Origin of the sequence: Streptococcus infantis, from assembly GCF_047464415.1 — a bacterium.
In the GTDB taxonomy this organism is placed as follows: domain Bacteria; phylum Bacillota; class Bacilli; order Lactobacillales; family Streptococcaceae; genus Streptococcus; species Streptococcus infantis_AE.
Genome location: NZ_JASHBX010000009.1, coordinates 76746 through 96746, shown reverse-complemented (window position 1 = coordinate 96746; position 20001 = coordinate 76746). Strand labels below are relative to the sequence as shown.

The 20001-nt window shown below is 37.8% G+C and carries 20 protein-coding genes and 1 pseudogene; 18 read left to right on the top strand and 3 right to left on the bottom strand.

Translation table 11 applies throughout. The annotated features are described in order from the left end of the window. Positions 1-3 precede the first annotated feature (3 nt). From QM460_RS06775 to QM460_RS06765, 3 genes are all read right to left on the bottom strand, one after another. On the bottom strand, positions 4-1119 hold the full coding sequence (locus tag QM460_RS06775) for a cysteine desulfurase family protein (protein WP_414289620.1): 1116 nt from the start codon (positions 1117-1119) through the stop codon (positions 4-6). A gap of 15 nt (positions 1120-1134) precedes the next feature. Next, positions 1135-2079 carry a ribose-phosphate diphosphokinase gene (locus QM460_RS06770; protein ID WP_414289619.1) on the bottom strand — a complete coding sequence of 315 codons (945 nt, stop codon included), beginning with the start codon at positions 2077-2079 and terminating at the stop codon, positions 1135-1137. Positions 2080-2203: 124 nt separating this feature from the next. Continuing rightward, a complete protein-coding gene (locus QM460_RS06765; RefSeq protein ID WP_414289618.1) occupies positions 2204-2773 on the bottom strand; it encodes a CYTH domain-containing protein in 570 nt (189 codons plus the stop codon). A 134-nt stretch (positions 2774-2907) separates the two neighbouring features. Between QM460_RS06765 and QM460_RS06760 the strand changes: the two genes are divergently transcribed. The 18 genes and pseudogenes from QM460_RS06760 (at position 2908) to lpdA (ending at position 19958) form a co-directional block, all read left to right on the top strand. Beyond that, on the top strand, positions 2908-3579 hold the full coding sequence (locus tag QM460_RS06760) for a GTP pyrophosphokinase family protein (protein WP_000627444.1): 672 nt from the start codon (positions 2908-2910) through the stop codon (positions 3577-3579). Beyond that, entirely contained in the window at positions 3563-4381 is an 819-nt protein-coding gene (locus tag QM460_RS06755) for an NAD kinase (protein WP_414289617.1), read from the top strand. The genes QM460_RS06760 and QM460_RS06755 overlap by 17 nt, the downstream gene beginning before the upstream one ends. After that, positions 4378-5277: an RluA family pseudouridine synthase gene (locus QM460_RS06750; protein WP_414289616.1), complete on the top strand. Its 900-nt coding sequence runs from the start codon at positions 4378-4380 to the stop codon at positions 5275-5277. Before QM460_RS06755 ends, QM460_RS06750 begins: the two co-directional genes overlap by 4 nt. A 15-nt stretch (positions 5278-5292) precedes the next feature. Further along, positions 5293-6267, top strand: coding sequence for a phosphate acetyltransferase (gene pta, locus QM460_RS06745; RefSeq protein ID WP_414289615.1), 975 nt, complete (start codon positions 5293-5295; stop codon positions 6265-6267). A gap of 104 nt (positions 6268-6371) precedes the next feature. After that, entirely contained in the window at positions 6372-6665 is a 294-nt protein-coding gene (locus QM460_RS06740) for a hypothetical protein (RefSeq protein WP_049509199.1), read from the top strand. After that, a complete protein-coding gene (locus tag QM460_RS06735) occupies positions 6658-6996 on the top strand; it encodes a type II toxin-antitoxin system RelE/ParE family toxin (RefSeq protein WP_414289614.1) in 339 nt (112 codons plus the stop codon). The genes QM460_RS06740 and QM460_RS06735 overlap by 8 nt, the downstream gene beginning before the upstream one ends. Before the next feature lie 74 nt (positions 6997-7070). Then, positions 7071-7763 (top strand): YjjG family noncanonical pyrimidine nucleotidase, encoded by a 693-nt coding sequence (locus QM460_RS06730; RefSeq protein WP_049526327.1) that lies wholly within the window; start codon positions 7071-7073, stop codon positions 7761-7763. Between the two features lie 436 nt (positions 7764-8199). Next, complete coding sequence (locus tag QM460_RS06725; RefSeq protein ID WP_414289613.1) at positions 8200-9300, top strand: hypothetical protein; 1101 nt, start codon at positions 8200-8202, stop codon at positions 9298-9300. A 433-nt stretch (positions 9301-9733) separates the two neighbouring features. Then, positions 9734-10645, top strand: coding sequence for a hypothetical protein (locus QM460_RS06720; protein WP_414289612.1), 912 nt, complete (start codon positions 9734-9736; stop codon positions 10643-10645). Between the two features lie 117 nt (positions 10646-10762). Next, entirely contained in the window at positions 10763-11416 is a 654-nt protein-coding gene (locus QM460_RS06715) for a uracil-DNA glycosylase (RefSeq protein ID WP_414289611.1), read from the top strand. Between the two features lie 9 nt (positions 11417-11425). Continuing rightward, positions 11426-11890, top strand: coding sequence for an NUDIX hydrolase (locus QM460_RS06710; RefSeq protein WP_001135775.1), 465 nt, complete (start codon positions 11426-11428; stop codon positions 11888-11890). Positions 11891-11902: 12 nt separating this feature from the next. After that, entirely contained in the window at positions 11903-13174 is a 1272-nt protein-coding gene (locus tag QM460_RS06705) for a dihydroorotase (RefSeq protein ID WP_414289610.1), read from the top strand. Between the two features lie 10 nt (positions 13175-13184). After that, entirely contained in the window at positions 13185-13445 is a 261-nt protein-coding gene (locus tag QM460_RS06700; RefSeq protein WP_281335598.1) for a hypothetical protein, read from the top strand. 11 nt (positions 13446-13456) lie between these two features. After that, positions 13457-14796 (top strand): annotated as a pseudogene (locus tag QM460_RS06695) (MATE family efflux transporter). A gap of 179 nt (positions 14797-14975) precedes the next feature. Next, positions 14976-15944, top strand: a complete 969-nt coding sequence (locus QM460_RS06690) for a thiamine pyrophosphate-dependent dehydrogenase E1 component subunit alpha (RefSeq protein WP_061863053.1) — start codon at positions 14976-14978, stop codon at positions 15942-15944. A 17-nt stretch (positions 15945-15961) separates the two neighbouring features. Further along, complete coding sequence (locus QM460_RS06685; protein ID WP_414289609.1) at positions 15962-16954, top strand: alpha-ketoacid dehydrogenase subunit beta; 993 nt, start codon at positions 15962-15964, stop codon at positions 16952-16954. A gap of 218 nt (positions 16955-17172) precedes the next feature. Next, complete coding sequence (locus QM460_RS06680) at positions 17173-18216, top strand: dihydrolipoamide acetyltransferase (RefSeq protein WP_414289608.1); 1044 nt, start codon at positions 17173-17175, stop codon at positions 18214-18216. A gap of 38 nt (positions 18217-18254) precedes the next feature. Continuing rightward, positions 18255-19958 carry a dihydrolipoyl dehydrogenase gene (lpdA, locus tag QM460_RS06675; RefSeq protein ID WP_414289607.1) on the top strand — a complete coding sequence of 568 codons (1704 nt, stop codon included), beginning with the start codon at positions 18255-18257 and terminating at the stop codon, positions 19956-19958. Positions 19959-20001 lie beyond the last annotated feature (43 nt).

The following is a 20001-nucleotide window of genomic DNA, read 5'->3' as shown; positions in this document are numbered from 1 at the left end:
GAGTTATCCTCCAATGATTTCTTTTAGAGTTTGTGCGAGGGTGATCATTTCTTGCTCTGTATTTTGAGGTGAAATGCTGACGCGAACGGATTCGTGTAAGCGAGGAGAGTCTTCTCCGTAGAAAGCCTGAAGAACATGACTAACCTGAACGACACCTGCAGTACAAGCAGAACCAGTTGAAATAGAAATCCCTTCAAGATCCAGACGAAGGAGTAGTAGATCATTTCGTTGACCTGGAAATCCAATATTAATGACATAAGGTAGCTGGTCTTTTCCTTGATTGAGGTAATAGTCTGTCTCAGCCATTTCCTTTAAGAAGGTGTCTTTCAGTTGTTGAACCTTTTCAAAGTTTTGTGCTTGGTTTTCAAGATCATCCTTTAGAGCTGCTATCATTCCTACAATGGCAGGAAGATTTTCTGTTCCTGCTCTTTTTTTCTGCTCTTGATCACCACCATGAAGGTAGGAATCAAAATCTGTAGATGCAGCATAGAGAAAACCAACTCCTTTTGGACCATAAAATTTATGGGCAGAAGCGCTGAGAAAATCAATTCCCAATTTTTCGGGAAGAATTGGGAATTTACCAATTGCCTGAACTGCATCGACATGATAGACGGCTGGATGATTTTTTAGAACCTCACCAATTTCAGCAATAGGTAATAGTGTACCAGTTTCATTGTTGGCAAACATAGTAGAAACAAAAATGGTATCTTCACGAAGTGCATTTTTGACTTGGTCTGCAGTGATTTCTTGATTTTCAGGCTGTAAAATAGTCACTTCAAAACCAAAATTTTCAACCAAGTATTTGATGGGTTCTAGAACAGCATGGTGCTCAATCGCAGTAGTGATAATGTGCTTTCCACGATTTTGATGGCGAAGGCAGTAGCCGATGATAGCAGTATTATTGCTTTCAGTACCACCAGTGGTAAAGAATATATGTTGTGGCTTTGTTCCTAGTAAACTTGCTAGTTCTTGACGAGCTTCTCGTAATAGTTTACCTGCTTGGCGCCCATGTCCATGAATACTAGAAGGGTTGCCATAAGTTTCTTGCATGACTTGAGTCATTGCTGAGATAGCTACTGAAGACATTGGAGTCGTTGCAGCATTATCCAAATAAATCAAAAACTCACCTAATTTCTATTTAAATAGTGGACTAACTGGTTTTCTTTCATGAATACGAACCATAGCATCACCAATCAATTCGCTAGCAGTGATATATTGTACGTTTTTAGGTTTTCTACTTTCTGTCAATACAGAATCTGTAACCAAGATTTCCTTGATTTTTGTTGCATCTAATAACTCTGCTGCACCGTTAACGAATAGTCCATGACTTGAAACCGCATAGATTTCAGTTGCGCCGTCACGCTCTAAGATTTTAGCAGCTTCATAGAAGGTACGGCCAGTATTCAGAATGTCATCGATTAAGATTGCTTTCTTACCTTCAACCTCCCCGATAATGTAACCTTGACTGCGTTCAGAATCATCTTGTGCATAATCAATGATGGCAATTGGAGCATCTAGGTATTCTGCAAGACTACGAGCACGTTTAACACCAGAGTTTTTAGGACTTACAACAACCACATCTGAACCAGTCAAACCTTTATCACAGTAATGTTTTGCAAAAAGTGGAATTGTATAGAGGTTATCTACAGGAATGTCAAAGAATCCTTGAACCTGAACGGCATGGAGGTCAAGAGTCAATACACGACTAACTCCAGCTTTCACCAACATATTTGCAACTAGTTTTGCAGTAAGTGGTTCGCGAGAAGAAGCGATACGATCTTGGCGAGCGTAGCCGAAGTATGGAAGAACAACGTTAATAGTATTAGCACTTGCGCGAACACAAGCATCAACCATAATCAAAAGTTCCATCAAGTGGTTATTTACTGGATAACTAGTTGATTGGATGATATAAACATCATATCCACGAACACTTTCCTCAATATTAACTTGGATTTCACCATCTGAAAATTGGCGTGAAGATACTTTTCCAAGTGGAACACCTGCAGCATCTGCGATTCTTTGAGCAATTTCCTGGTTGGAAGATAGTGCGAAAAGTTTCATGTTTTTTGTATCTGACATCGATAAACCGTCCTCTTTAAACTAAGTGAATCGCTGTAGTGAAACACTTTTAGTGATAAATACTCTCTACAACAGATTCTAATTATTTTCATCCCTTTTATTTTATCAAAAAAAGAAGATTATTTCAGTATTTTTTCATATTTTCTATAAAACGAACCAATTTCGAAGGAGCTTTTTTGTAATGGATTTCATTGGCTTGTAAAAATTCTTGGAAATCAAGACTACCTTGGTTGCCATCTTCCACTTCTAATTCAAGCTCATAGTCAACAATATCAAAGTATTGGCTTTGATCAAGTGCCATGAGTCCGATCGGAGTTTGCTTTTCGTAGCGAACAGTAGTTAGGCAACCTAAAATTACCCAGCCACTGGTTGAAAGTCCACGGCTAGTCAATTCGTCAAGAATCATTCCTTGCGGAAGTTTACATTCTTTAAGACAATGGTTTGCTTCCTCAAGGCTTAGATCTTGATTGTACTCCATATTTCCAACTTTTTGTGGGATTTTTATGGTCAATTCAGCGCTATTTTCAAAAGTACGAATGCGCATAGCGATTTTATGTTTGCGAAGGTAAAAATCAGGCGTGTCTAGGTAGTAATTTTTTTGTGTAATAGGTGTGACTCCTGAAAAGTGCTCCTGCAATCTTTGATATTCGTCCTTGTTTAGAAGTGTTTTCATTTCAATTTCTAAATGTTTCATTTTTTTTACTTTTTCCTTATCTTTGAAAGCGATTGTATGGTATAATAAGCATTGTATTTATTGTATAAGATTTTTCCTAGAAAATCAAAAACTAGATAAATCGAAGTGTATAGAGAATTGGATGAAAAAGATATATGATTACAGAATGGGAAGAATTTTTAGATCCTTACATTCAGGCTGTCGGAGAGCTGAAGATAAAACTCCGAGGTATTCGAAAACAATACCGCAAACAAAATAAACATTCTCCAATTGAGTTTGTAACTGGTCGAGTCAAACCGATCGAAAGTATAAAAGAAAAAATGGCTCGTCGAGGGATTGGATACGATACGTTGGAACAGGACTTGCAAGATATTGCAGGTTTACGCGTCATGGTTCAATTTGTAGATGACGTGAGCGAGGTTGTTGCCATCCTTCGTAAGAGGCAAGACATGAGAGTGGTACAAGAACGTGACTACATTACTCATCGAAAGGCTTCAGGCTATCGTTCTTACCATTTGATTATTGAGTATACAGTTGATACGATCAATGGGGCAAGAACGATTCTGGTGGAGATTCAGATTCGTACCTTGGCTATGAATTTCTGGGCTACCATCGAGCATTCTCTCAATTATAAATATCAAGGGGATTTTCCAGAAGAAATTAAGAAACGTCTGGAAATCACAGCAAGGATATCTCACCAATTGGATGAAGAAATGAGTAAAATTCGTGATGATATCCAGGAAGCACAGGCACTCTTTGATCCATTGCATAGAAAGTTAAATGACGGGGTAGGTAATAGTGACGATACCGATGAAGAATACAGGTAAACGAATTGATCTAATCGCTAATCGCAAACCTCAAAGTCAAAGAGTCTTATATGAATTAAGAGATCGACTTAAAAAGAATAACTTTATATTAAATGATAAACATCCCGATATCGTGATTTCCATAGGTGGGGATGGGATGCTTTTGTCTGCTTTTCACAAGTATGAAGACCAGCTGGATAAGGTTCGCTTCGTTGGTGTTCACACAGGTCATTTAGGTTTCTATACGGATTATCGTGATTTTGAACTAGATCAACTGCTTACTAATTTACAGTTGGATACTGGGGCTCGTGTGTCTTATCCACTGTTAAATGTAAAGATATTTTTGGAAAATGGAGAAGTGAAAATTTTCCGTGCTTTGAATGAGGCTAGCATTCGGAGAGCTGATAGGACCATGGTTGCCGATATTATCATTAACCACGTGCCATTTGAACGTTTTAGAGGAGATGGCCTGACGGTATCGACGCCAACTGGGAGCACAGCCTATAATAAATCTCTTGGTGGAGCTGTTTTGCACCCTACTATTGAGGCCCTACAATTGACAGAAATTGCGAGTCTTAACAATCGTGTCTACAGAACCTTAGGTTCTTCTATTATTGTGCCTAAGAAGGATAAGATAGAATTGATACCAACTCGTAATGACTATCATACGATTTCTGTTGACAATAGCATTTATTCTTACAGAAATATTGAAAGAATAGAATACCAGATAGACCATCATAAGATTCATTTTGTAGCAACACCAAGCCATACTAGTTTTTGGAATCGTGTCAAAGATGCCTTTATTGGTGAGGTGGATGAATGAGGTTTGAATTTATTGCTGACGAACACGTCAAGGTAAAGACATTTTTGAAAAAGCATGAAGTCTCTAAAGGATTGCTGGCCAAAATCAAGTTTCGAGGTGGAGATATTCGAGTAAACGGTCATCCACAAAATGCAACCTATCTCTTAGATATAGGGGATGTGGTTGTCATCGACATTCCTCCTGAGGAAGGTTTTGAGACACTGGAAGCAATTGATTATCCACTGGATATTCTGTTTGAAGATGATCATTTCTTAATTCTAAACAAACCCTTTGGTGTGGCTTCGATTCCTAGTGTCAATCATTCCAATACCATTGCCAACTTTATCAAGGGCTACTATGTGAAACAGAACTATGAAAATCAGCAGGTTCACATTGTAACCAGACTAGATCGCGATACTTCGGGTCTCATGCTTTTTGCTAAACATGGTTATGCTCATGCTAGACTAGACAAGCAGTTGCAAAAGAAAGCCATTGAAAAGCGCTATTTTGCACTCGTTAAAGGAGATGGGTTTCTGGAACCTCAAGGTGAAATCATTGCTCCAATAGCCAGAGATGAAGATTCTATCATCACTCGCAGAGTAGCAAAAGGTGGCAAGTATGCCCATACTTCCTATCGAATAGTGCAGTCTTATGGCAATATTCATCTAGTTGATATTCGACTACATACGGGAAGGACACACCAGATTCGTGTTCATTTCTCCCATATCGGTTTCCCTTTGCTTGGCGATGACCTCTATGGTGGTAGTCTTGAACACGGCATAGAGCGCCAAGCTCTACATTGCCACTACTTATCGTTTTATCATCCTTTTCTTGAAGAGCAGTTGGAGATGGAAAGTCTACTGCCGGATGATTTTAACACTCTTATAACTCAGTTATCAAATAATAATTTATCTTAAAAGGAGTCAAAACTCATGGAAGTTTTTGAAAGTTTAAAAGCCAACCTAGTTGGTAAAAATGCACGTATTGTCTTGCCAGAAGGTGAAGAACCACGTATTCTTCAAGCTACAAAACGCCTCGTAAAAGAAACAGAAGTTATTCCCGTCTTACTAGGAAACCCTGACAAAATTAAAATCTATCTTGAAATCGAAGGAATCACGGATGGTTATGAAGTCATCGACCCAGCCCACTACCCTCAATTTGAAGAAATGGTAGCATCACTTGTAGAACGTCGTAAAGGAAAAATGACTGAAGAAGAAGCTCGTGAAATCTTGGTTAAAGACGTGAACTATTTTGGTGTTATGTTGGTTTACATGGGCTTGGTAGATGGAATGGTTTCAGGAGCTATTCACTCTACTGCGGCAACTGTTCGCCCAGCCCTTCAAATCATTAAAACTCGTCCTAATGTTAGCCGAACTTCAGGTGCCTTCCTCATGGTTCGTGGTACTGAACGTTACCTCTTTGGTGACTGTGCCATCAATATCAATCCTGATGCTGAAGCTTTGGCAGAGATTGCGATTAACTCTGCAATTACAGCTAAGATGTTCGGTATCGAACCAAAAATTGCTATGCTAAGCTATTCAACTAAAGGTTCTGGTTTTGGTGAAAGCGTAGATAAGGTCGTTGAAGCTACTAAAATTGCTCACGACTTGCGTCCTGACCTTGAAATCGATGGTGAATTGCAATTTGATGCTGCCTTCGTTCCAGAAACAGCTGCTCTTAAGGCACCAGGAAGCAAGGTTGCTGGACAAGCAAACGTCTTTATCTTCCCAGGTATTGAAGCAGGAAATATTGGTTACAAGATGGCAGAACGTCTCGGTGGCTTTGCAGCGGTTGGTCCAGTATTGCAAGGTTTGAACAAACCAGTTAATGACCTTTCTCGTGGATGTAACTCAGATGACGTCTTCAAACTTACATTAATCACAGCTGCACAAGCTGTACACCAATAAAATATAAGATAGCTCCTTTTCTGTTAAAGGAGCTTTTCGTTGAATTTCAAATCTAAAGATGATAAAATGTATTTACAAATCATCTTTACAAAGAGGTATTAATCATGGCAAGTACTCAACCTGTTAATTTTCGAGCAGATTCGACTTTTTACCAACAAACGAAAGAAATTTTAGCTGATGAAAAGTTAACCCTATCAGATATTTTTAATGCTGCACTTCGTAAAATTGCGACAGGTGCAGTTGATCCTAAAGAGTTCGTATTTAGTGATTTACAAGAGACTCAATATCAGGTTGCTTTTGAAGACTTGAAAAAGGAAATCTTGATGGGACATCAAGAAATTGAGCAAGGTAAACTAACGTCTTTGGCAGATGTAAGAAAGGAATTTGGACTTGACTAATCATAAGCGTTACCATGTTTCTCTTACGGATCAAGCTAAGAAAGACTTGAGAGAAATACATGATTATATTGTACTGAATTTTTACAGCCAGCAATCTGCCGATAGTAAACTAGACCTTATTCTAACGGCACTAGAAACTTTAGAAACCTTTCCAGAAGCATGTCCTTTTGTTTCAAGTCGAGGTTATGGTGAATTAACAGATGACGGAAAACGTTATCGATATATGCCAATTGAAAATTACTTAGCTTTTTATTATATCGACAAATATGAGGTTTATGTCTCCAGAATTTTAAATTCCAAGCAGAATTGGGCTAAGCTATTCAATAAGTAGAGGTAAAATTTTTTAATTTTTTTTGAATCATTTAGTCCCACTCTTTGTCCCCCCAAGAAAGGAAGTTTTTAAAATTGAAATACAAATTTCTATTATTCGACCTCGATCACACCTTACTCGATTTTGATGCTGCGGAGGATATAGCTCTAACGCAACTCTTAGAAGAAGAAGGAGTAGAGGATATCCAAACTTACAAAGATTATTATGTGCCCATGAACAAAGTCCTTTGGAAGGATTTGGAACAGAAAAAAATTACAAAGGCTGAGTTAATAAACACTCGTTTTGAAAAATTGTTTGCTCACTTTGGCATTGAAAAAGATGGGTCCTACTTAGCAGAGCGCTACCAGTTTTTCCTATCAAAACAGGGACAAACTTTCCCAGGTGTGGAAGATTTATTAAAAACTTTGATACATCAGGGCTATGAACTCTATGCTGCTACAAATGGAATTACCTTTATTCAGACAGGTCGTTTGGAACAATCTGGTATTGCACCATTTTTCAAGGAGATTTTCATTTCAGAACAGCTCCATACTCAAAAACCAGATGCTGCATTTTATGAGAAAATTGGAGCTCGCATCCCTAACTTTGATAAAAATCATGCCCTTATGATTGGTGATTCCTTATCAGCTGATATTCAGGGTGGAAATAATGCTGGTATCGATACCATCTGGTACAATCCTCATCATCTGGAAAACAAGACCCTAGCTCATCCAACTTATGAAGTCGACTCTTATCAGGCTCTTCTTAATTGTTTGGGGATCCTTTAAAAATCACAAAATTTAAAAGATTCTGGAAAACATGAGACGTGGAGTTCAAGAAATTTTGATAATATTTTGAAAGCGTTTTATTTTTTGATATAATTAATCATACAAGGATATAATGACAAAAATATTGTGATTGTCATGTATCGTTAAGCTCTCAATGGTCATTGAAGCGATAGTACTGTTTATCAAATAGATGTTAAAAAAGGGGCATCAAAGCTAGTCAATCATTTGCCTATTAAGCTGCTAGATAAAATGGAAAGCCTCATAACTAAGAATTTTCAATTCGGATACTAGTAACAATTTTTACTCTTCTCAGTTACTTGCAATAGGGATTAACCTGTGACTGGAGTAGATGTGAGTACCTGAGATTAGGTTTAGGCTATTCATCTGTTTGAACGTCTTAAATTGGTAGAAACAAACTATATAGGAGTGAATCAGTATGATATTGAAAAGAAATAAAAGAGCCATGAACTTCATGTTGATGTTAATAAGTGCTTGTTGCTGCCTTATTTTGCTAAGTGCCTGTCAGTCAAATAAGGTAAATTCGGTAGATGATTATAAAATGGCTATCTGGGATAGCGATAAAATAGCTGTCTTTGATGATTATGATTTAAATGAGTTCAAGGGTAATATAGCCAGAAAAGAAAAATACATCTATTGGGCAGAAAGTTTTTCGGAAGCAGGATCCTATTCAACTGCAAAAACAAAAGATACCCCTGCTTTAAAAAGATATGTATCTAAAATTAATAAGGAAAATTTAAGTGAAACATTTAAATTAGCAGAAGGAAATGATGCATACGCATCCATAACAGACGGGGATTATTTATATGCAACTGCTGTCTTTACAGATAGAATTGAATTTTATAAATATGATAACAATTTAGAAGTTGTCACTAATGTTACCATGAAAAATGATGGACAACTAAATGCTAGTCAACAGTTTGTTATTATAGATAATTATTTATACTTACTTGTAACCACATTGGATTTATCGGATTTATCAACTCAAGTTCCTAATGCTGAAATTTGGAAAATGGATAAAGAATTCAACATCGTCGAAACATATAATCTAAACGAAACATCAGCATATATGAGAATGGTTAATGTAGATGATGTCTTGTATATTGTGGAAGCACTTGATGGACGTAATTCTAATGGGGAATATAAGTCAGGAAATAAATTATTGGTTTTTGATTTAAAGAGTCAAAACAAGAATTATATCGATATTCCAGATAAGTATCCAACTAATATTCACTATGATGCTAAAAATAATCAATTGATTATAGAGAATGAGGGATTGTATAATGGCGAATTTTCCTTTACTACTGTCAATCTAGACAATTTAGAAGAAGATATTATTCATCTGGACGGCTTTAGTACAGAGCAATATATTGCACCATATTTTACATTTAAAGATAACATCTATTATTTTTTATTCAATGATTCTCTGGTTAAATATGATATTGTTGATAAGAAACAAACCATTATCAATCTAGAAAAATATAAGATAAAAGACGCCCATTATCTGATTGTTAAATAGTTTATTTAGAAAGTTTTAAAAATAAAAGTTTAATCTAAAAGATTTAATTAAGTATAATTCTAGTAATCTAGTTTATTACTGATGATATAGAAAATTATGCAAGGAAAAGACTTTTAAGATTATATGATAGTTTTTGAAATGCTTAGCTATCTTTCTGATTGGTGAAGCTGTTATGGCGAAGCTTTTGTAAGATTTTCGTATTATCGACAAAAATTAACTGATGAATTTAAGAGCTGTGTCACAAAGAAATTGAATAAATAGTTTAATGAAAATCTAAATAATCGAACTCAAATGATTTTCTATGAAATTGGCAAAGATTTTATACTTTGTAATACTTCACAGGGTATTGAATAAATGCTCTTTTGTATAGATTCTTTGCAAAACCTAACAAAATATTTAAAACTGTTAAAAATTAGATTGGAGTCTATAAATTATGGGAACATGGGATGCAACAATTTTTGGAAATGACACTTCCTTAGATATTAAAGGAGAATTCTTCGAGAGATACAATCAAGGAGAAGATGCAAATACAATCAAAAATGACCTGACATCAGATTTATATGATGACGATATGTATGATGTCTTGTTCGCCTTAGCACACTGTTTATGGGAAGTTGGGCAATTAGATGACGAATTCTTGCTTGAAATTAGAGAAATCATTCTTAACAAAGAAGATTTAGAACTAGCCCAAGAATTAGGTGCTGATAGTGAATTTTTAGAACAAAGAGCTGAAATTCTAGAAAAGTTTTTAGAAAAGATAAGTGTAAAAAAAGAAAAGCCCAAAAAGAGAATTGCTCCGCCTGTTCCTGTAGAAAGCAAATATAGGAACGGTGCTGTGATGGTGTTTCAGTATGAAGATGGTATGTATGGTGCTTTGATAGCGGTAGATGGAGCTTTCTTTGATAAGGAAACCTATTATGCTTATCTGCAGACTGATATTAAAATGACCACAAAACCCACCATGAAAGATGTGCGATTAGCACGAATTCTCGATCCAAGTTTTCATAGTGTAGAATTCAATTCATTTCGTGACTCTAAGTATTACTACTCTTTTGTAAATTGTATTTCAGGCTATCTAAAAAGTTCTGCAACTAAAAAATTTGAAAAATACAATGATAGTGTTTTTGAAATAATAGGATATCTTTCAGATTGGGGGAGTTGCTGTAGTGCGGCTTCTGGAGGATTTGATTACTATAAACAAAAATCAAGTGATGAGTTTAAGATAAGCGTTGTAAAGGAATTGAATAAAAGATTTGATGAAAAACTTAATACTCGAACAGAATTGATTATTGATGAAATTGACAAAGAATTTATCCTTTCTAATATGAGAAATGGAGTTGAATAAAGGCTCTTTAGTATAAATTCTTTCTAAAACTTCTCAAATCTTAATAGATACTTTTAAAAGTGGTTTAGATAGCCACTTTTTGCTATAATAGAGGCAGTATAAACGAAGGAGAAAGCAATGGAACACTCATCCTGGCATGCTTTGATTAAAGAGCAATTACCTGAGGGTTATTTTGGGAAAATCAATCACTTTATGGAGCAGGTTTATGCTCAAGGAACTGTTTATCCGCCCAAGGAAAAGGTTTTTCAGGCTCTTTTGTCGACTCCTCTGGAAGAGGTTAAAGTGGTAATTCTAGGCCAAGATCCCTATCATGGGCCTGGTCAAGCTCAGGGCTTGAGTTTTTCAGTTCCAGATTCTATTCCAGCACCTCCTTCTTTACAAAATATTTTAAAAGAGCTTGCGGATGATATTGGGGTAAAACCATCTCATGACTTGACCTCTTGGGCCGAGCAGGGAGTCTTGCTTCTCAATGCTTGCTTGACAGTCCCTGCTGGACAGGCAAATGGTCATGCTGGTCAGATATGGGAACCATTTACAGATGCTGTGATCAAGGTTGTCAATAACCTAGATAAACCCGTAGTTTTTGTACTCTGGGGAGCCTATGCACGTAAGAAGAAGGCTTTAGTTACCAATCCTCAACACTTGATTATCGAGTCAGCCCATCCAAGTCCTCTTTCTGTTTACAGAGGATTTTGGGGCTCCAAGCCTTTTTCCAAGGCCAATGCATTCTTAAAAGAGACAGGACAAGAGCCAATCGATTGGCTTAGATAAGGAGAGAAAATGCCTCAGTTAGCGACAATTTGCTACATTGATAATGGAAAAGAATTGCTCATGCTTCATCGCAATAAAAAGCCTAATGATGTTCATGAAGGAAAATGGATCGGTGTAGGTGGTAAGTTAGAACGCGGGGAAACTCCACAAGAATGTGCTGCACGTGAGATATTAGAAGAAACAGGGTTGAAGGCTAAGCCGGTTTTAAAGGGAGTTATCACTTTTCCTGAATTCACACCAGATTTAGACTGGTACACCTATGTATTTAAGGTGACTGAATTTGAGGGTGAATTGATTGACTGTAACGAAGGGACCTTAGAATGGGTTCCTTACGATGAGGTTTTGAGTAAACCGACTTGGGAAGGGGACCATACCTTTGTCGAGTGGCTTTTAGAAGATAAGCCCTTCTTTTCAGCTAAGTTTGTCTATGATGGTGATAAATTATTGGACACTCAAGTTGATTTCTACGAATAAAGGAGTAAAGTTATGTTAGTAATCAAAAACGGCCGTGTGATGGATCCAAAGTCTGGTTTGGATCAAATTTGTGATGTTTTGGTTGATGAAGGGAAAATTGTTCAAATTGCTCCTGAAATCCAGGAAGAAGGTGCTCAAGTAATAGATGCTACTGGTCTTGTAGTTGCGCCTGGATTGGTAGATATCCATGTTCATTTTCGTGAACCAGGTCAAACACATAAAGAAGACATTCATACAGGTGCTTTAGCAGCCGCAGCAGGTGGTTTTACAACTGTCGTTATGATGGCTAATACCAATCCAACTATCTCAGATGTTGAGACTTTGCAGGAAGTTCTTCAATCAGCGGCCAAGGAAAAAATTAACGTTAAGTCTGTCGCAACGATTACCAAAAACTTTAATGGACAAGACCTAACTGATTTTAAAGCTCTTTTAGAAGCTGGTGCTGTTGGTTTTTCTGATGACGGAATTCCTCTTGAAAGTAGTAAAGTTGTCAAGGAAGCTATGGAAAAAGCTAAAAAACTCAACACCTTTATCAGCTTGCACGAAGAAGATCCTGGTTTAAATGGTACGCTTGGTTTTAACGAGAATATCGCTAAAGAGCATTTTCATATCTGCGGTGCAACAGGAGTTGCAGAGTACGCTATGATTGCTCGTGATGTCATGATTGCCTATGCAACCAAGGCTCATGTTCATATTCAGCATTTGTCTAAGGAAGAAAGTGTCAAGGTTGTGGAGTTTGCTCAAAATTTGGGAGCTAACGTAACTGCAGAAGTAGCTCCACAGCATTTTTCGAAGACTGAAGCTCTTCTCTTGACTAAAGGAAGTAACGCAAAGATGAATCCACCTCTTCGTCTGGAATCTGACCGACGTGCAGTTATTGAAGGTTTAAAATCTGGAGTCATTTCTGTCATTGCTACTGACCACGCGCCTCACCATGCTGACGAGAAAAATGTTGAGGATATTACCAAAGCGCCATCAGGTATGACAGGTTTGGAAACTTCTTTGTCACTAGGTTTAACTTACTTAGTTGAAGCTGGTGAGCTGAGTTTGATGGAATTATTAGAAAAAATGTCCTACAACCCAGCTAAACTTTATAACTTTGAAGCAGGTTATCTATCAGAAAACGGACCAGCTGATATTACAATTTTTGATGATAAAGCGGACCGAATCGTGGATAGTCATTTTGCTTCTAAAGCAGCGAATTCACCATTCATTGGTGAACAATTAAAAGGGCAGGTCAAATATACTATCTGTAAGGGACAAATCGTTTATCAAGCAGATTAGGAGCTTGAGGATGAATTATTTTCGTAAACTTAGAAATCGTAAACGAAATGCTTGTCATGGAGTATATTGTCCAGCCGCTAACCGTGCTAAAATTCAGTATGAAACCAAGGAAAAAGCTGATCACGCCGTAGACTATGATAATGGTGGTTTGGTTAGAAGCTATTATTGCGCCTCATGTAATTGTTGGCACACGACATCAAAAGTTAGTAATCCACCCTTGAGCTTGAGAAAATACGGCTTAAAGCTTTTTGGCTTGGATGAAAAGGAGTAGAAAGAGTAGGTATGCATACAACAGAAACTATTAAAGATAAAATCATCTTATTTTTAAAAATTTTCTTTCCTATTTTAATTTATCAATTCGCTAATTTTTCCGCATCTTTTGTAGATACCACGATGACAGGGCAATATAATACACTGGATTTAGCGGGTGTTTCAATTGCAACTAGTTTGTGGAATCCTTTCTTTACCTTCCTGACAGGGATTGTCTCAGCCTTGGTCCCTATTATTGGTCACCATTTGGGACAAGGAAAAAAGACAGAAGTTTCTTCGGATTTTTATCAATTTCTTTATTTGGCTTTAGCCTTATCTATCGTACTTTTTGGCTTGGTTTTCTTTTTAGCACCAATTGTCTTACAATTCATGGGGCTGGAAGTGGCTGTATCCAGTGTTGCCATACGTTATCTGTGGCTCCTAGCCATCGGTATTATTCCACTCTTGCTTTTTAGTGTTATTCGATCGCTACTTGATACGCTAGGACTGACAAAATTGTCTATGTATCTCATGCTTCTTTTACTTCCTTTAATAGTGGATTTAACTATTTACTAATATATGGAGCTTTTGGTTTTCCTGAGTTAGGAGGTGCAGGAGCAGGTCTGGGGACTTCCCTTGCGTACTGGGCATTGTTGCTGATTTCAACTTTGGTCTTGTTAAAGCATAAAAAGCTCAAGGAATATCAACTCCAAAAACCTATGCCTCTACAAATCAAAAAAATCAAGGAAGCTATTTATCTTGGTCTACCAATTGGTGGGACGGTATTTGCTGAAGTAGCCATTTTTTCAGTTGTTGGTTTGATTATGGCGAAATTCTCATCACTTATTATTGCCAGTCATCAGTCAGCTATGAACTTTTCAAATCTGATGTATGCTTTTCCTATGAGTATTTCAACTGCCATGGCCATTGTGATTTCTTATGAGGTTGGAGCTAAACGGTTAGACGATGCTAAACAGTATATCCATATTGGTCGTTTAACAGCTTTGGTGTTTGCGGTTTTAACACTTAGTTTTCTCTACATTTATCGTGAAAATGTAGCCAGACTATATGGTCAAGATTCAGAATTTATCCAACTGACAGCATCTTTTATGACCTATAGCTTGTTCTTCCAGTTAGCTGATACCTTTGCGGCACCTTTACAAGGTATTTTAAGAGGTTACAAAGATACGATTGTTCCTTTTTGTCTTGGTCTTCTCGGATACTGGGGTGTTGGGATTCCGCTTGGCTTATATCTTGATTATTCAACTAGTTTAGGTGCGTACTCCTATTGGATTGCTCTTATCATTAGTTTAATGGTAAGTGGAATTCTTTATCAGTGGCGTTTACAAGTTATTATGAAAAGATTCAAATAATTTGTTGAAAAATGATGAAAAAACAGCTTGTGAAATTTGTATTTTATATAAAGAAAAGTCTTGATTTTACTGACTTTTCTTTTTTTATATTGTGAAAAATTGCAAGCATATTTTTTGACACTAATTAACCTATAAAGTAAAATAGAACTATAAGAATTTAAACTTAGAAAGGCAAGATTATGTCAACTTTAGATAAAAATCTTTTGCTTGAGATGTTCCGTAAGATGGAAGAAATTCGTCGTATGGACTTAAAAATTGCTCAATTAGTAAAAAAAGGAAAAGTGCCAGGAATGACGCACTTTTCTGTTGGTGAGGAAGCTGCTAACGTCGGGGCTATGTTAGCTCTAAACGAAGATGATCTGATCACTTCAAATCACCGTGGTCACGGTCAAGCCATCGCTAAAGGTATTGACCTTAATGGTATGATGGCTGAAATCCTAGGTAAGTATACAGGGACTTGTAAAGGTAAAGGCGGGTCTATGCATATCGCTGACCTTGATGCAGGTAACCTTGGTGCCAACGGTATTGTAGGTGGTGGTATGGGAATCGCAGTAGGTGCTGCACTTACTCAACAAATGAAAAACACTGGTAAAATCGTTGTCTGCTTCTTTGGTGACGGTGCAACAAACGAAGGTGTCTTCCACGAAGCTGTGAATATGGCATCAATCTGGAATCTTCCAGTTATTTTCTACTGTATCAATAATGGTTACGGAATTTCAGCAGATATTAAGAAAATGACCAATGTTCAACATATCCATGAACGTAGCGCAGCTTACGGTATTCCTGGTATGTTTATCGAAGATGGTAACAATGTAATCGATGTCTACGAAGGATTTAAAAAGGCAGTGGACCATGTTCGCTCTGGTAAAGGTCCAGTCTTGATTGAGAGTGTAACCTACCGTTGGCTTGGTCACTCATCTTCAGACCCAGGTAAATATCGTACACGTGAAGAAGTAGAAGAGTGGAAACAAAAAGACCCAATCGAAAATCTTCGCAAGTACCTTGTTGAAAATAAGATTGCTAGTGCAGAAGAACTTGAAGAAATTCAAGCACAAGTTAAGGAAGCAGTGGAGGCATCTGTTAAATTTGCTGAAGAGAGTCCATTCCCTCCGCTTGAATCAGCATTTGAAGATATTTACGCAGACTAAGGAGAAGTAGAGAAAATATGGAAACTAAATTAATGTCTTTCCGCGATACCATTATCCTTGCAATGTCTGAGGAAATGCGTCGCGATGAAAATGTACTCTTGATGGGTGAAGATGTCGGAGTTTTCGGTGGAGACTTCGGTACTTCAGTAGGTATGCTTGAAGAATTTGGTCCAGAACGTGTTCGTGACTGTCCAATCTCTGAAGCTGCAATTTCTGGTGCAGCAGCAGGTGCTGCTATGACAGGACTTCGTCCAATCGTTGATATGACTTTCATGGACTTTTCTGTAATTGCCATGGATGCTATCGTTAACCAAGCCGCTAAAACTCGTTATATGTTTGGTGGTAAAGGTCAAGTCCCAATGACAATCCGCTGTGCAGCTGGTAACGGAGTAGGTTCTGCAGCACAACACTCACAATCATTGGAATCTTGGTTTACTCATATCCCAGGATTGAAGGTTGTAGCTCCAGGTACACCAGCTGATATGAAGGGACTTCTTAAGTCTTCTATCCGTGACAACAACCCTGTTATCATTCTTGAATATAAATCAGAATTTAACCAAAAAGGTGAAGTTCCTGTTGATCCAGACTATACTATCCCACTTGGTGTCGGAGAAATCAAACGCGAAGGAACTGATGTAACAGTAGTAACATACGGTAAAATGCTTCGTCGTGTTATGCAAGCAGCTGAAGAATTGGCTGAAGAAGGGATTTCAGTAGAGGTAGTTGACCCACGTACTTTGATTCCACTTGATAAAGACATCATCATTAATTCAGTTAAGAAGACTGGAAAAGTAGTTCTTGTCAACGATGCCCACAAGACTAGTGGTTTTATCGGTGAAATTTCAGCTATTATCTCAGAATCTGAAGCATTTGACTACTTGGATGCGCCAATTCGCCGTTGTGCAGGTGAGGATGTACCAATGCCTTATGCACAAAATCTTGAAAATGCAATGATTCCGACAGTTGAAAGCATCAAAGATGCAATCCGTAAAACTCACAACAAACAATAATACATAACATAAATTATGTAACTTGTATTAATTCAGACGAAGAAGCTTTGTAACTATTGATGCAAAGTTCTCTGCGTCCTTAGTATCTTAGATTAGAGCACGGGCTAAAAGCTCGGAAAAAAGATAAATCTCCTTGACTTCATCGAAGTCTGCGTTGATTTCCTATTTTTCGGTCGCTTTTAAACGCCCTTTGCATCATAAATAGAATAGGAGAGGTCATGGCTGATGATAAGCTAAGAGCGACTCCTGCAGCTAGAAAATTAGCAGATGATTTAGGGATAAATCTCTACGACATTTCTGGCTCAGGCGCAAACGGTCGTGTCCACAAAGAAGACGTGGAAACATATAAAGACACTAACGTGGTTCGCATTTCACCACTCGCAAAACGAATTGCACTAGAGCATAATATTGCTTGGCAAGAAATCCAAGGAACTGGTCACCGTGGTAAAATCATGAAGAAGGACGTTTTAGCCTTCCTTCCTGAAAATATCGAAAACGATACGATTAAATCACCTGCTCAAATTGAGAAAGTCGAAGAAGTTCCAGACAACGTGACACCTTATGGAGAAATCGAGCGTATTCCGATGACTCCTATGCGTAAGGTTATTGCTCAACGTATGGTTGATTCTTACTTGACTGCACCAACCTTCACGCTTAACTATGATGTAGATATGTCTGAATTGCTTGCCCTTCGTAAGAAGGTCCTTGAACCAATCATGGAAGCAACTGGTAAGAAAATCACTGTTACAGATCTGCTTTCACTTGCGGTTGTTAAGACACTGATGAAACATCCATATATCAATGCTTCGTTGACTGAAGATGGTAAGACAATCATCACTCACAATTATGTCAACCTTGCGATGGCAGTTGGTATGGATAATGGATTGATGACACCAGTTGTCTATAATGCAGAAAAAATGAGCTTGTCTGAGTTGGTAGTTGCATTTAAAGACGTCATTGGACGTACCTTAGATGGTAAACTAGCACCTAGTGAATTGCAAAACTCAACCTTCACCATCAGTAACTTGGGAATGTTTGGTGTTCAATCATTTGGTCCTATCATCAACCAACCAAATTCAGCAATCCTCGGAGTTAGTTCAACAGTCGAAAAACCTGTTGTTGTAAATGGAGAAATTGTAATTCGCCCAATTATGAGTCTTGGATTGACAATTGACCACCGTGTCGTAGATGGTATGGCTGGTGCTAAGTTTATGAAAGACTTGAAAGCTTTAATTGAAAACCCAATCTCAATGTTGGTTTAAAATATTTGTTTTAGAAATATAGATAGAGGAAGTAAGATATGGCCTTAGAAGTAATTATGCCAAAAGCCGGCGTGGATATGACAGAAGGACAAATCGTCCAATGGAATAAAAAAGTCGGAGAATTTGTAAAAGAAGGAGAAATCCTTTTGGAAATCATGACTGACAAAGTCAGCATGGAATTGGAAGCAGAAGAAGACGGTTATTTGATCGCTATCCTAAAAGGTGACGGAGAGACTGTCCCTGTTACTGAAGTTATCGGTTATCTTGGTGAAGAAGGGGAAAATATCCCAACAGCTGGAGCAGCTGCACCAGAAGCTAGTCCAGCACCTGCAGTAAGTGCCTCAAACGATGATGGTAAGGGCGATGATGCTTACGACATCGTTGTTATCGGTGGTGGACCTGCTGGTTATGTATCTGCTATTAAAGCCGCACAATTAGGTGGTAAGGTTGCTCTTGTTGAGAAATCTGAACTTGGTGGTACTTGCTTGAACCGCGGATGTATTCCAACTAAGACTTACCTTCACAACGCTGAAATTATCGAAAATATCGGTCACGCTGCAAATCGTGGTATTGTGATTGAAAATCCTAACTTCACTGTTGACATGGACAAACTTTTAGAAACAAAATCTAAAGTTGTTAATACTCTTGTTGGTGGGGTTGCAGGACTCCTTCGTAGCTATGGAGTTGATGTTCATAAGGGTATCGGTACTATTACTAAAGATAAGAATGTCTTGGTAAATGGTTCTGAATTGCTTGAAACCAAGAAAATCATCCTTGCTGGTGGTTCTAAAGTAAGTAAGATTAATGTTCCCGGTATGGAATCATCACTTGTCATGACTAGTGATGATATCCTTGAAATGAACGAAGTTCCTGAAAGCCTCGTTATCATCGGTGGTGGTGTCGTTGGTATCGAACTCGGTCAAGCCTTCATGACGTTCGGTTCAAAAGTTACTGTTATCGAAATGATGGATCGTATTGTTCCAGCTATGGATGCTGAAGTATCTAAGAACCTTCGTTTAATCCTTGAACGTAAAGGTATGACTATCTTGACTGGTACTAAACTTCAAGAAATCATTGAAGAAGATGGCAAACTCCGTATCAAGGTTGAAGGAAAAGATGATATCATCGCAAATAAAGCCCTTCTTTCAATCGGTCGTGTCCCAGATCTTGAAGGTATCGGTGAAGTCGAGTTTGAATTAGAACGTGGTCGTATCAAAGTTAACGAATACATGGAAACTTCTGTTCCAGGTATCTACGCACCAGGTGATATCAACGGTACTAAGATGTTGGCTCACGCTGCCTTCCGTATGGGTGAAGTTGCGGCTGAAAATGCGCTTAAAGGAAACCACGCTGTTGCCAAATTGAACTTGACTCCTGCAGCTATTTATACACTTCCTGAGGTAGCAGCTGTTGGTTTGACTGAAGAACAAGCTCGTGAAAAATACGATGTTCAAATTGGTAAATTTAACTTTGCTGCAAACGGACGTGCAATTGCATCAGATGCTGCTCAAGGATTTGTTAAAGTCATTGCAGACAAGAAATATGGTGAAATCCTTGGTGTTCATATCATTGGTCCTGCTGCTGCAGAGTTGATCAACGAAGCGTCAAGTATCATCGAAATGGAAATCACTGTTGAAGAAATGCTTAAGACAATCCACGGACACCCAACATACTCTGAAGTTATGTACGAAGCATTTGCTGATGTTCTTGGAATGGCCATCCATTCACCTAAGAAAAAATAAAAATAGATAGACTAGACTGGAATTATTTTCCAGTCTCTATCGT

Excerpts from the sequence above, each read along its gene's own strand:
- QM460_RS06770 (WP_414289619.1), bottom strand. The coding sequence starts at position 2,079 with ATGTCAGATACAAAAAACATGAAACTTTTCGCACTATCTTCCAACCAG.
- QM460_RS06765 (WP_414289618.1), bottom strand. The coding sequence starts at position 2,773 with ATGAAACATTTAGAAATTGAAATGAAAACACTTCTAAACAAGGACGAA.
- QM460_RS06760 (WP_000627444.1), top strand. The coding sequence starts at position 2,908 with ATGATTACAGAATGGGAAGAATTTTTAGATCCTTACATTCAGGCTGTC.
- QM460_RS06755 (WP_414289617.1), top strand. The coding sequence starts at position 3,563 with ATGAAGAATACAGGTAAACGAATTGATCTAATCGCTAATCGCAAACCT.
- QM460_RS06750 (WP_414289616.1), top strand. The coding sequence starts at position 4,378 with ATGAGGTTTGAATTTATTGCTGACGAACACGTCAAGGTAAAGACATTT.
- pta (WP_414289615.1), top strand. The coding sequence starts at position 5,293 with ATGGAAGTTTTTGAAAGTTTAAAAGCCAACCTAGTTGGTAAAAATGCA.
- QM460_RS06740 (WP_049509199.1), top strand. The coding sequence starts at position 6,372 with ATGGCAAGTACTCAACCTGTTAATTTTCGAGCAGATTCGACTTTTTAC.
- QM460_RS06725 (WP_414289613.1), top strand. The coding sequence starts at position 8,200 with ATGATATTGAAAAGAAATAAAAGAGCCATGAACTTCATGTTGATGTTA.
- QM460_RS06720 (WP_414289612.1), top strand. The coding sequence starts at position 9,734 with ATGGGAACATGGGATGCAACAATTTTTGGAAATGACACTTCCTTAGAT.
- QM460_RS06715 (WP_414289611.1), top strand. The coding sequence starts at position 10,763 with ATGGAACACTCATCCTGGCATGCTTTGATTAAAGAGCAATTACCTGAG.
- QM460_RS06710 (WP_001135775.1), top strand. The coding sequence starts at position 11,426 with ATGCCTCAGTTAGCGACAATTTGCTACATTGATAATGGAAAAGAATTG.
- QM460_RS06705 (WP_414289610.1), top strand. The coding sequence starts at position 11,903 with ATGTTAGTAATCAAAAACGGCCGTGTGATGGATCCAAAGTCTGGTTTG.
- QM460_RS06700 (WP_281335598.1), top strand. The coding sequence starts at position 13,185 with ATGAATTATTTTCGTAAACTTAGAAATCGTAAACGAAATGCTTGTCAT.
- QM460_RS06690 (WP_061863053.1), top strand. The coding sequence starts at position 14,976 with ATGTCAACTTTAGATAAAAATCTTTTGCTTGAGATGTTCCGTAAGATG.
- QM460_RS06685 (WP_414289609.1), top strand. The coding sequence starts at position 15,962 with ATGGAAACTAAATTAATGTCTTTCCGCGATACCATTATCCTTGCAATG.
- QM460_RS06680 (WP_414289608.1), top strand. The coding sequence starts at position 17,173 with ATGGCTGATGATAAGCTAAGAGCGACTCCTGCAGCTAGAAAATTAGCA.
- lpdA (WP_414289607.1), top strand. The coding sequence starts at position 18,255 with ATGGCCTTAGAAGTAATTATGCCAAAAGCCGGCGTGGATATGACAGAA.